Annotated in this window: 9 protein-coding genes and 1 pseudogene; 5 read left to right on the top strand and 5 right to left on the bottom strand. The window is 41.4% G+C overall.

Translation table 11 applies throughout. The annotated features are described in order from the left end of the window. Positions 1–22: 22 nt before the first annotated feature. The 5 genes and pseudogenes from AM608_RS12515 to AM608_RS06725 form a co-directional block, all read left to right on the top strand. Positions 23–127 (top strand): annotated as a pseudogene (locus AM608_RS12515) (peptidoglycan hydrolase); the annotation flags it as partial. A 157-nt stretch (positions 128–284) separates the two neighbouring features. Continuing rightward, entirely contained in the window at positions 285–917 is a 633-nt protein-coding gene (locus tag AM608_RS12510; protein WP_053581191.1) for a hypothetical protein, read from the top strand. Beyond that, complete coding sequence (locus tag AM608_RS06735; protein ID WP_053581190.1) at positions 917–1,888, top strand: hypothetical protein; 972 nt, start codon at positions 917–919, stop codon at positions 1,886–1,888. Before AM608_RS12510 ends, AM608_RS06735 begins: the two co-directional genes overlap by 1 nt. Further along, positions 1,884–2,390, top strand: a complete 507-nt coding sequence (locus tag AM608_RS06730; RefSeq protein ID WP_157466283.1) for a glycoside hydrolase family 73 protein — start codon at positions 1,884–1,886, stop codon at positions 2,388–2,390. The genes AM608_RS06735 and AM608_RS06730 overlap by 5 nt, the downstream gene beginning before the upstream one ends. Positions 2,391–2,396: 6 nt before the next feature. After that, a complete protein-coding gene (locus AM608_RS06725; RefSeq protein WP_053581188.1) occupies positions 2,397–2,927 on the top strand; it encodes a hypothetical protein in 531 nt (176 codons plus the stop codon). 66 nt (positions 2,928–2,993) lie between these two features. Here the strand turns inward: AM608_RS06725 and AM608_RS06720 are convergent, their stop codons facing one another. The 5 genes from AM608_RS06720 to AM608_RS06700 all read right to left on the bottom strand — a co-directional run bounded on the left by AM608_RS06720 (position 2,994) and on the right by AM608_RS06700 (position 12,418). Continuing rightward, positions 2,994–4,403: an alpha-amylase gene (locus tag AM608_RS06720; RefSeq protein WP_053581187.1), complete on the bottom strand. Its 1,410-nt coding sequence runs from the start codon at positions 4,401–4,403 to the stop codon at positions 2,994–2,996. Between the two features lie 62 nt (positions 4,404–4,465). Further along, entirely contained in the window at positions 4,466–5,509 is a 1,044-nt protein-coding gene (locus AM608_RS06715) for a SusE domain-containing protein (RefSeq protein ID WP_053581186.1), read from the bottom strand. Positions 5,510–5,521: 12 nt separating this feature from the next. Continuing rightward, positions 5,522–7,144, bottom strand: coding sequence for a RagB/SusD family nutrient uptake outer membrane protein (locus AM608_RS06710; RefSeq protein ID WP_053581185.1), 1,623 nt, complete (start codon positions 7,142–7,144; stop codon positions 5,522–5,524). A 12-nt stretch (positions 7,145–7,156) separates the two neighbouring features. Beyond that, entirely contained in the window at positions 7,157–10,084 is a 2,928-nt protein-coding gene (locus AM608_RS06705) for a TonB-dependent receptor (RefSeq protein ID WP_053581184.1), read from the bottom strand. A 144-nt stretch (positions 10,085–10,228) separates the two neighbouring features. After that, a complete protein-coding gene (locus AM608_RS06700; RefSeq protein ID WP_053581183.1) occupies positions 10,229–12,418 on the bottom strand; it encodes a glycoside hydrolase family 97 protein in 2,190 nt (729 codons plus the stop codon). Positions 12,419–12,507: the final 89 nt, after the last annotated feature.

The following is a 12,507-nucleotide window of genomic DNA, read 5'->3' as shown; positions in this document are numbered from 1 at the left end:
TATATTCACATTAATTAAGCAAATGAAAGAATTTATAACAAAATACAAGCCTTACGCCCTCGAGACTCAGTGTAAAACAGGAATATCACACCTATTCATACTGGTGCAATCAGCATTAGAGACGGGCTAGGACAAGAATGTACCCGAATGGGGAAAGGAACAAGGACATTATTTAAAAGTATTCTCAAAGGAGGTAAAGAATCTATTAATAATATTCAACCTTCTCAGATAGTAAAATTTATTTGTTTTGTAGGATTTTAATTTATACAATAAGATTAATAATTATGACAGCAATAGAAACATTAAAGCAGTGGTTTTCTAATCTTAAAAAACCAACGCAAGAGCAATTTTGGGCTTGGTTGGATAGTTTTTGGCACAAAAGCGAAAAGATACCAATGGCAAGCGTAGAGGGCTTGGATAAACTCGTAGAAGGTACAGCTTCAGCTGAACAATTGAACAATCACCTAAACGATACACAAGCACATAAAATATTGTTTGATGAGGTGAAGAAACAAATACAAGACATTAACACCATTTTGCAGGTAGATGATGTGAGTCTTGATACCTTGCAGGAAATTGTAACCGAGTTAAAAAATCATCGCCAGCTCAGCGACCTTATCGGTACGAAAATAGATAAGGAAATCTTCGGCTTAGCCCTTGAAGTTACCGATAACACCATACTTAGCAAAGAACACGCAGGCAGAGTGCTTAGGTGTAACAACGACACCGACATAAATTTAGACTTTAGTACTTTCCCCGACAACGCTCTGTTATCGGTTGTTAAAGTAGGAAGCGCAAACATCATCTTCATAGGTAAAACCCTTGTAGGCGATAGTAGTATCACAGGCGCAAAAGGAAGCACCGCCAGCCTTGTAGTTTGTGGCACAGAAGTAATTAGCAACGTAAATAACAAGTAATGAATCCACAACTGTTTTACAACTTTGGTATAAAAGGAACCTCTCAATTGAACATGAGAGATGTTACCTTTACTGTTTCCCTATATTATAGGAATGCCCAATTCTTTGATATTGACAGGTTAGCGTGTGTCTTATATTACGAGAACGAGCAAAAGAAAAGTAAAGATATTGAAATGAAGGTACGCCTATTGTCAAGTTATGTATTGGAGGGACTGTATATCTATACCTATGAATGTATCTTCGACAAGGCTTTGGAGCTACCTAATACCTTTAACATTTCTAATATACAGTTCTCCACCTACAATAAGATACTCACCTTAGAAGACTATACACAAACCCTTATAAAATTTAAAGGTTACGATCTATTTTATGAGGTACAAACTGTATATGAAAAAGAGGAGCGAAACATATGTAATTTCTTGTGCTCTGCACCTTCCTACCCTACTCCTTTTGAAGTACGCAATTTACACAACTCTTCGTTTGATTTTATATTAAGAGAGACAAACGTACCCAATGGTGTACTCTCTATTTCTATGTATGATACCCAACAAGGCAATAATGTAGATACTGTCGAGCAAATGATTGAGGTTCCATACTATGTCCGAGATTGTATCTTTGAAGTAGGTACCAACGGCAAGTGGCATAATAACCTGCCAGAGGAAGAGAAGAACAGAATCGCACGAGAACTTACCGTATTTAGGCTTCACTCACACTATCTATATAACCTAAGAATATCTAATGAAGAAAGGCTTATAGAGGATTCACCAATTATGCCATATGATACTTACCTATACACCCAAGAAGCAGTATCTTACCTCCCCTCTCCCTATGAAGAAGGTGTCTTGTTAAAGAATGTAAGGATAGAAGATAACCAGATAATATGTAATTTCTATATACAACTTATCGATAACCTAACCTTTGACTGGACGGACCCTTGTGAAGTCAGAATTATCATTAATATCATAAATTAATATGAAAGAATTCATAACAAAATACAAGCCTTACGCCCTCGAGACTCAGCGTAAAACGGGAATATCACACCTATTCATACTGGCGCAATCGGCATTAGAGACGGGCTGGGGTAAGAATGTGCCCGGTAATATGATGTTCGGCGTGAAAGCTAGCAAGGATACACCTGTAAGTAAGAAGCAGTTAGTGCGTACTACGGAGGTACTTTCCGTGCCTATGGTAACAAAGGGACTTTTTCCTGAGATTATCAGCATTACTAAGCGTGCGGACGGCAAATATCTGTACGTGGTGAGGGATTGGTTTAGGAAGTACGATACCCCAGAAGAGAGTTTCACTGATCACGCTCAATTCTTCATCAAAAACGAACGCTATGCAGAGGCATTGAAAGTGAAAAGTGACCCCTATAAGTTTGCAGAGGAGGTTGCTAAAGTGGGTTATGCTACCGCTCCTAACTATGCGGATACTTTGAAAAAAGTGATTAAAATGATTGAACAAGTGAAATAACTATGTATGAAAAGAGTTTTATTATTGATGTTACTCCTTTTGTCAGTGATTGGTTGCAGAACCAAAAAAGTAGAAACCTACACACAAAGGCAAATACAGAAAGAGCACTTTATCACCAATAAAGATAGTTCCCAGTTCTTTGTTCAGCAGTCTCACAAGTCTGAATGGTCTAACCTGTCCGCCACGTCTTTCGAGATTGAACTCGAAAACGACAAAGACAGCGTCGGGAATGCTAAAGAACTCACCTATACCCGCACTCGGGACGGCAATAGAGAGACTATAAGGGTACGCAATGGCAAGGTGAAAATTAAAGCTATCAGAGCCCATTCTAAGAGCTTACAGCAGGCTGATACTACTCTTTATAAGCAATCCTACGCAAGTGCTCAAACTGAAGTTCGAAAGCACGAAATACAGCAAGCTGAGCAAATACGAAAACACACCCAAAGTACACCATTAAGGTATATTCTTTGGTTGTTATTGCTCGTAGTCTTAGCTTATGTATATTGGAGATACAAGCGTTTTAAACAGAAGATTTAAAACTTAAGTAAAAAACGAGCTACTTCATTGCGAGGTAGCTCGTTTTTTTATCTGTATAACTTTATGTTATTTACCTATTGACCACACAGTGTAGCTATTGGCGGGTACTTGTATGGTTACATTGCCGTCGCTATCGGTAACAAAAAATAAATGACTATTACCAGAGTAATCTATCAGGGTTTTGTTTTTCCAATGGGTGGTGATAGTACGCTTGGCAGGGAGAGTACTGTTGTTGATAAAGAGCACTAAGCCCGGACTTTTCTCGTTGCCCAGACGTGAAGCTACATACTCCGTATTAGAGGCTAAGTGAAATTTCTCTTCGCCTACTGCCAAACTGCGGTTGATGAGCATTAGCTTTTGTAGCTTGGCTTTGAAAGCCTCATTTTCGTAATCGGAATAGAAAATACAAGGGTAGCCACTGTGGGTAAGGATATAGGCATACGCCATTAGTTTTTTGTCAGCCGCAATGGTATTATCAGCAATGTTGTCTTTTTCGGTATCGTGGTTAGCTGTAAAAGTGACGGCTTTCTCGGTGCGTAAGGTTCTAAGCATTGGGTGGGTATCGGTCATCAGTTCGTGCATATCTTTATTGCGGTCTAATGCCTTTTCGAGGGCATAAAAACAGGCAAAGTCGAAAGCACTTGCACCGCTCTCGTCTACCCATTTTTTAAGCGTTTCGGGGTTGCCGTCCCACAATTCACCTACGGCGAAACCACCTACTGCTTTTAACCAATCGCGTACTACCCAAGCTCCAAAGCTCTTCACATAGTCGAAACGCCAACCGTCAAACTTCATTGTATTCTTGTAATACTTAGCCATTGAGTTATCTTTTTCCCAAAGTTCTTCACGTACATAGGGTACTTTATGCGAGAGGTCTTGTTCTCCGTAAAAGTCAGCTCCTTCGTCAGAAGTTGCATATTTATTAGGGTGAAAGCACTCATAGTTGCGGTCAAATCTTCCAGAAGCATTACCGTGGGTTTTATCGAAAAGGGTGTAGGTCTCTTTATTGCGGTAAGGGTTCCACTCTTTGCCTCCGCCATTGTTATGTCCTATAACGATATCGGCAATTACTTGCAAGCCACTTTCGTGGGCTTTGCTGATAAGGTTTTCGAGTTCAGCGCGTGAGCCGAAGCGGGTTTTTACAGTGCCGTGTTGGTTATATTCGCCAAAATCGAAATAATCGGAGGGGTCGTAGCCCATAGAATAGCCCCCAGAAGCTCCTTTGGAGGCAGGTGGTAGCCATATGCGGTCTACCCCGTTGGCTTTCCAATCGGAGAGTTTAGGGGTAATAGTATTCCACCATTCTCCGCGGGGTTCTACGTCCCAGTAGAAGGCTTGCATCATTACGCGATTGCCGTTGTCTATTTTAGTAAGGTCTAAGGGAACTGTATTTTGGGGTTCTGGGTTGTCGTTGTTGCTTTTTTTATCGCAGGAAAAGGCGAGCAATCCTGCGAGAAGGTATATATAATATTTCATATTTTTGGTATTTAAATGATATAATACAGGCTGTCCGACACTGTCGGACAGCCTGTATTCTGTTATAATTTTTCTATCTTGTAAGTACCTTCTTTGGTTTTTACATCAAAAGAGAAAGAAACGTTGTAAGTGCCTGCACTCACTTTGATGTTATTTCCACCATCTTTAAGCTTACCACTAAGAGCGGTTGCAGGGTTATCAGTGCTATCAGCACCGAAGTTTGTACCCCATTGGTTATTTAAACGGATTTTAATTTCTCCGTCCTTTAGACTAACATTTTTAGCTTCCCATTGGTTAAAAGCACCATTGTAAGACAACTTGATGTCTAAATCCTTATTTTCGTCCCAACCATTAGCACCGCTACCAACTATACCCCAAGAGTATTTTTCGATACTATAAGTAAGGGCTTTTTCGTTAAAAGTAATCTTATAAGTACCTGCTAAGACAGCAATATTAGTTCCTCCAGACACTAATTTACCGTTACTTCCACCGTAATTAAGATCCCATTTATTATCTTTACGGAATTTGATACTACCAGTTTTTAAAGTAGCATAAGCTACTAATGCACCATCGTCACCTTTCCACATTTTAATATCTAATCCTTTATCTGGATCCCAACCGTTAGCACCATCACCAGCTATTCCCCAATCGCTTGGTTTGATTTCATCAAGGAAAGGGGTTACTTTCAATTTATGCTCGGAGGAAAAATTACGTTGGTCGCTGAGGACTAATCTTACCGCTACGGTAACTTCGGTGGTTGTTCCTGCTGTAATTTCTAAATCACTTATGAGATAGTCATTTAACTCTTTACCTGTGATAGCAAGAGGGGATTTCTCAACTGAAATAGATTTCTCCTTTTTTCCATCTTTTCTTACAAAATTAACGGTATATTTAGGAGCAAGGTTTATGTTGAGGTTTTTGGTTTCCCAAGAAACAGTAAGAGCTGTTTGGGAGGCGGTGCCCTGTGTAAGTACTACGTTGTCGGTAGATAGGGAAGCCTCTATTTTGGCATCGGCATTAAGGGTTGCCTTTTCTTCGTCTTTTTCGCAGGCTACCAATGAGATAAGCCCCATACATAGTGCTGCTGTTTTAAGTATATTTTTCATAGTATTCTCTTTTTAGTATCCTGTATTTTGAGTAAGGTTGTCATTAGCGGTGCGTGCATCTTGAGGAATAGGATATAAGTTTCTATAATCGGGCACTGCTACACCTGAAGCGGCACCTCCTTTGAAAGACCAGAGGTAAGCACCTCCTGTAAATTTACCATAACGAATAAGGTCGGTACGGCGCAATCCTTCCCAGTACAATTCACGAGCGCGTTCGTCTAAGATAAAATCTAAGGTAAGGTTACTATCAGCTATGTTGCCAGAAGCGTTACCATAAGCACGGCTACGCAATTGGTTGATATAACCTAAGGCAGTAGCTCTATCACCTCCTGTACCACCGCGTAGCACGGCTTCAGCATAAGTAAGATATACTTCGGCTAAGCGAATGAGCGGTAAATCGGTGTCAGGGAATTTCTTTTCGGGGTCTTTACCTGCGGCTCCTGTAGAGGTTATGTTCTTGAATTTAGTAATGGCATAACCTGACTTTGTAAAGTCTTTTAAGTCTGTGTTCTCATAGGTTTGTCCATCGGTATAGAACATCGCGCGTTTGTCTTTCCAAGCGGTAGGCTCGTTATTACTATTGCGTGCTGATACCTCAAATTTATTAACGAATTCTTTAGGAGCTGTAAGACCACTCCAACCGTCGTTAATACCCAAGGAAGAAGCATTCATATTTCCTCCGGTAGCTCCGTGTATAATGAAAGCTGTACCTCCAAAAGTTTTGGTATTAAGCCCATCAAAACTTGCTAAAAATATAAACTCGTTTTGAGCGCCATTGCTGTTGTTATCGGCAAGGAACAACTCGTCGTAAGCGGTACCATTGTTATTGGCATCGGTAGTGTTTAAGCTATAGGAAGAGGCAATTACCTTTTTAGCATAAGTAATACAATCGGTATATTTATCTTGTCCTATATACACTTTAGCGTTGAGGTATAAACGAGCGAGGAGCGCTTGAGCGGCTACCACATCTACACGTCCGTATTCGTTAGCACGTGCGGCTTTTAGTTTGCCCTCCAAATCCTTTAGCTCACTTTCTACGAAGTTAAAGAGTTCGGCACGTGTGTTTTGAGCAGGTTTTAAATCTGCCTTAGAGGAGGTTACCAAAGGTGCTTTCCCGAAAGCATCTATTACATTGTAATAAGCATAAGCACGGATAAAGCGCGCTTCAGCAATATAATAAGCTACTTCGGGGTCAGAAGCTAAGGCTTGTGCGTTATCTATAAACGAGTTCGCAAAAGCGATTTGTTGCCCCAAGCGGTTGTAATAGGCATTGGTAAAGGTGTTAGCAGGTGTCCAACTCATATTGTGGAAGTCGGGCACACCAGCATCACTCCAGCGAATGATTGCCTCATCGGTACTGGCTACTTGTAAGTAGAATTGCATACGAGTGTATCCAGTAGAACCTTCATCGGCACCTGCTATATCGCCATCACCGCTGGGACCTTTTTGCCCAGTAAGCGATAATGAGGCATAAATTTTAGCTAAGGCACCTTTAGCTTCAGTAGCGTTTTTAAACACGTCTTTTTCAGTAAAGCTATCGGGGTCTATAGGCTCTTGGTCTAAATCTTTCATACAAGCACTAAGCGAAAGTGCTAATATTACCCCAAAGATACTATGTTTGATATATTTTTTCATACTCTATATTCATTAAAAGTTAACATTCAAGCCCAACAAGTAAGTTTGAGGGCGTGGATAGAAGTTATTGTCTATACCACCGTATACTTCTGGGTCTAAACCGCTGTACTTAGTAATAGTCAGTACATTTTGTACAGTACCATAAAGGCGAATGTACATTTTATCGGTATGAGGGAAAGTATATCCCAAGGTGATATTGTCTAACTTGAAGAACGAAGCGTTCTCTAAGTAGTAATCGCTTAACCACGATTGGTCGTTATGGCGTTGGAAATTACTATTCGCTTTAATATTGCGCAAGAAACCACTGTTAGCAGTAATTTCGCCGAATTGATCTAAGCGTGATTGGGTGTTATTGTACACATAGTTACCGATGTTTGCACGGGTAGTGATGTTTAAATCCCAATTCTTGTAGTTCAAATCGGTGCCAAAGCCCATTGTCACAGGGGCAAAAGGCGATTTGTACAAGTAGCGGTCGCCTTCGTCTATTTTGCCATTACCGTTTCTATCCACAAAAGCATTTTCTACTGGATTGCCTTGTGCGTCGTACACTTGTTGGTATACAAAGAAAGAGTAAGGGGTTTCACCTTCGCGGTGTAGTTGTACACGGTTACCAGTACCTCCTGAGATACCTCCAGTAGGCTGGTCGTCGGGCATACGGGTAATCTTATTTTCGTTGTAAGCTATGTTATAGTTGAAACTCCAACGGATATTCTTCTCAATATTACGGATAGGAGTTACAGTCAAACCAAGTTCAATACCTTTGTTTTCCATATCCCCTACATTGGCATTTACACGGTTTTTAAAGTTGGTAAAGGGGTCGATAGTGGTTTCGGCTATCAGGTCTTTGGTTTGTTTGCGATACACATCGAGGGTACCTGTGATGAGGTTATCTAACAAGCCAAAATCAATACCAGCATTGAGGGTATTCCCCACTTCCCAACGTAGGTTTTTATTGGTTACCCCAGGACGGTAAGTTTGATAGAAGCTATCGCCCAATTGATAAGAAGCTCCGTCTTGGCTACGAGTGTAATTGGTAAGGAAGAGGTAGTCGCCCAAACCATTCACGTTCCCTACTTCACCATAACCAAAACGCAGTTTGAGTTCGTTAAGAGTTTTGTTGTCTTTAAGGAAGTTCTCGTTGCTCACGTTCCAAGCCAAGGCTACTGAAGGGAAGTAACCCCAACGGTCGTCTGGGTTTAGTTTAGAAGATGCGTCGGCACGAAGGGTAGCGGTAAGAAGGTAACGATTCTTATAGCTATAGTTTGCACGACCAAAGAAAGACATCAATACGTTTCTACTCTTGTTGATGTTAGGCACCTCTTTGTTATCACCTGGGTTAGTGAAGTAAGAGTAATCAGTGGAATTATCGTCAAACTCAAATGACTGATAAGAGTGTCCTATCATTAGCCCTATATTATGAGTTTCTTTGATGTCTTTCATATAGTTTATATAGGCATCAAAGAGCTTGTTGGTAGCTTTATTAGTATAAGTAGTTTTAGCTCCGTCGAAATCAGGAGTAGAGGTAGGCATACGGCGGTCGGTTATTTTATCACCTTCCCCTTTACTGTAATCAATACCCACGTTTACACTAGCGGTAATATCTTTAAAGAAAGGCAAGGTATAATCTACTTTGGCATTCCCAATAAAACGATACACTTTAGAAGAATCGTCTAAAAACTTTAGCATTGCCATAGGGTTGTTAGGAGCTAAGTCGTAGCGGCTGCCATTATTAGGGTTCACCCAAGCGTGGTAACCTCCATATTTAGCGAGACCTCCAAACACTGACTGAGTAGGGTCGTACTCTACGGCTGCCCCAATAGCATCTTTATTAGCAAAACGGTTTTGCATATAAGTACCATTGGCATTCAATTCTAATTTCAATGATTTATCAAAGAAAGTAGGGTTCAAGCTAATTTTGGCATTGGTACGTTTGAAGTTATCGGTGCGCAATATCCCATCGGCATACGAATGTCCTACTGATACACGGTAAGGCAAAGTTTTGTAAGCGCCGGAGAGCACCAAAGTACTATTGCTCATTGGAGCAGTTTGGTAGATTTCTTTTTGCCAATTAGTATCGGCATTTCCTAAGAGCGCTTCGGCAGCAGGGTTATTCAATCCTTTTACTGTTTGGCGGAATTGGTTAGCATTCATTACATCTACATAGTCGTTTACATCTTGTAGGGCGATGCTGGTGTTGAAGCTAATCTTCAAATCTTGGTTTGCTTTTCCTTTTTTGGTAGTAATCATAATTACCCCATTGGCAGCACGTGAACCAAAGATAGCAGTAGACGAAGCGTCTTTTAGCACAGTCATACTCTCAATATCTTCGGGGTTGATAGAGTTGAAGATACTACGAGAACCGCCCACGCCTCCATCGTTCATTGGCACACCGTCAATTACAATTAGCGGGTTAGAAGTTAAGGACAAAGAGCCATTACCACGTATGCGGATAGTTTGTCCTTCACCAGGAGCTCCACTAGCAGAGGTCATTTGTACCCCAGCTATTTTACCTTGGATAAGCTGGTCGGCATTTACGGCAGGAGCTTTGTTAAAGTCTTTGTCGGTTACCAAGTTTACAGAACCTGTAAGGTCTTTTTTCTTTATAGCTCCATACCCAATGACTACCACGTCTTCCAATTGTTGTGTATCCTCTTGGAGAACGATGTTCATAGTACCTGCTTTAGCAGCTACTTCTCGGCTTTTATAGCCTACTGATGAGATCACAAGGGTAACCCCTTTGTCTACTTTTAACTCAAAATTACCGTCAAAATCGGCAGCAGTACCGTGAGAGGTACCTTTTACAAGGACACTGGCACCCATCAAAGGTTGTCCAGAGCCGTCTTTCACTGTTCCTTTTACAGTGATTTGCTGTGCATAACCAAAAGCTACGCACAAGAAAAACATTACTGTACAAAGTAGTTTGTTCATTTTTACTTTCATATATAATAAATTTAGTTCCTTTCCCCGTTCCCCTCTCCCAAGGAGAGGGGACAATCTAAAAAGATTTTTACTTTTCAGAAAACGGAGTATTTTAAACATAAAGCTCCCAAACTCTCTCCCCTTGGGGGAGGGCTGGGGTGGGGATTATTTCACTTCTTTAATGCTAATAGCATACCCTCCGCCTTGAGCGGCAGTAAGTTTCAATTTGGTTTTAGCATTTACTTTTTGTTTGGTGATGGTGTATGCCTTCGGGTTGGTTTTCCAGTTAGCATCTTTAGCATCAGCGTAGATGGTAGCCTCGTACTTCTTACCTTTGTCCAAGAAGTTGAGCAGAAGCTCTGAGGTATGTCCGCCTTCGTGAGCTGTACAGCCTACGTACCAATCGTTGCTGTGTTTATCTTTACGCGCAATGGTGATGTAACGTCCTGGTTCTGCTTCAAGGTATACGCTCTTTTGCCAATCTACGGGTACATCTTTAATGAATTGGAAAGCGTCCATATGCTTCTCGTAGTTCTCTGGCAAGTCGGCTGCCATTTGTAGCGGACTGTACATTGTTACATACAAGGCTAATTGGCGTGCCAAGGTACTGCGTATCTGACTGTTATTGTTAGGATTTACATACTTCATTTCGGTCTCGAAGATACCAGGAGTATAATCCATAGGTCCTCCTTGCAAACGAGTGAAAGGCAAGATAGTGGTGTGGAATACTTTATTACCACCAAAAGCCTCGTACTCAGTACCGCGAGCTGATTCGTTACCTATCATATTTGGGTAAGTACGGCAAATACCGGTAGGGCGTACGGCTTCGTGCGCATTCACCATTATTTTGTGTTTAGCAGCTTCTTTAATCGCATAGAGGTAGTGGTTAATAGTCGATTGGCTGTAGTGGTGTTCGCCCACAGGGAGGATATCGCCTACATACCCGCTTTTTACGGCATTGTAGCCATATTTATTCATCAACTCGTAAGCGGCTTTCATATGACGCTCGTAGTTGCGCGTAGAGCCCGAAGTTTCGTGGTGCATCATCAGTTTCACGCCTTTAGAGTGCGCGTAGTCGTTCAGTGCTTTAAGGTCGAAGTCGGGGTAAGGAGTTATAAAGTCAAACACATAGTCCTTTTTGTGTCCGAACCAGTCTTCCCAACCTATATTCCAACCTTCCACAAGCACTTGGTCGAAGCCGTGTTTTGCTGCAAAATCGATGTATTTGCGCACTTCTTCGTTGGTAGCGCCGTGGGTACCATTAGGTTTGGTTTTGGTGTAATCCACCGTATTAAGGTCTACTGCAGGAAGGTCGTTGGTATAACTCCAAGAGTTTTTACCGGTAATCATTTCCCACCAAACACCCACGTATTTTACAGGTTTAATCCAAGAAGTGTCGGCAATAGCACAAGGTTCGTTGAGGTTGAGGATAAGACGTGACGCCAAGATTTTACGAGCGTCATCACTCACCATAATAGTACGCCAAGGGCTGTGGCAAGGAGCCATTAGATAGCCTTTAGCTCCCTGTGCATCGGGCGTGAGCCACGATTGGAAGACGAAAGTTTTGTCGTCTAAGTTCAGGTTCATTAGCGAGTAGTTTACCAAAGCCGCTTCGTGAAGATTGATATACAAGCCGTCTTTGGTTTTCATCATTAAGGAAGTTTGTACGCCGGTAGGCGAGAAAACAAACTGCGATACGTTGTCACTCATCGCTTGTTTCATCAATCCGCGAATTTCGGAGAGCTTACTTTCCGTATAGTCGTATTCTTGGGTATCGTAGTCCCCAGGAATCCACCAAGCGGTGTGGTCTCCGGTCATCGCAAACTGCGAGAGTTCTTCCTCTATTACAAAATAGGTGAGTTCTTTTTGTGAAGGGAACTCATAGCGGAAGCCCACTCCCTCGTTGTACACGCGAAAACGAATGTTCATTTTTCGGTGGGTCTTCTCTTGTTGTAATTGTACGAGAAGTTCGTTGTAATGGTTGAGAATCTCGCTTTCTTCTCCCCATACAGGTTTCCACGTTTCCTTAAAAGTAGACTTTTTGGTGTCTACTACTTTAAAGTTTTGGGTTAACGGCTCAATTTTCTTGATTTTAGAGTCGTCCGGAAGGCTTTTTTCATTATAAAGAGGTGTCCCGTCCGCTTTTAATAAATGGGAGGAGACTACTTCTCTTATTTTAAAGCCCAAAGTACTTTCATTGATCACTGCTTTGTTTTTGTAAGTCACCTTATACGAAGGTGCCCCATCAGCTTTCAGTGAAAAAGTGAGCACTACATTGCCGTCAGGCGAGCTCTGTTGCTGTGCCATAGCGAGGGGCATAGCAAAGATGCTCATCAATAAGATCATCTTTCTCATCTTTTATTGCTTTATAAGTGTTAAAATTGGTACAAAGTTACGGAAGTTTTTTTAACAAACAAATTTTTCTTCACTTTTTTTTAAGAAAA

Source organism: Capnocytophaga sp. oral taxon 323, from assembly GCF_001278825.1.
In the GTDB taxonomy this organism is placed as follows: domain Bacteria; phylum Bacteroidota; class Bacteroidia; order Flavobacteriales; family Flavobacteriaceae; genus Capnocytophaga; species Capnocytophaga ochracea.
The sequence above is the reverse complement of the archived record's forward strand: the minus strand, read 5'-3'. Positions and strand labels throughout refer to the sequence as shown.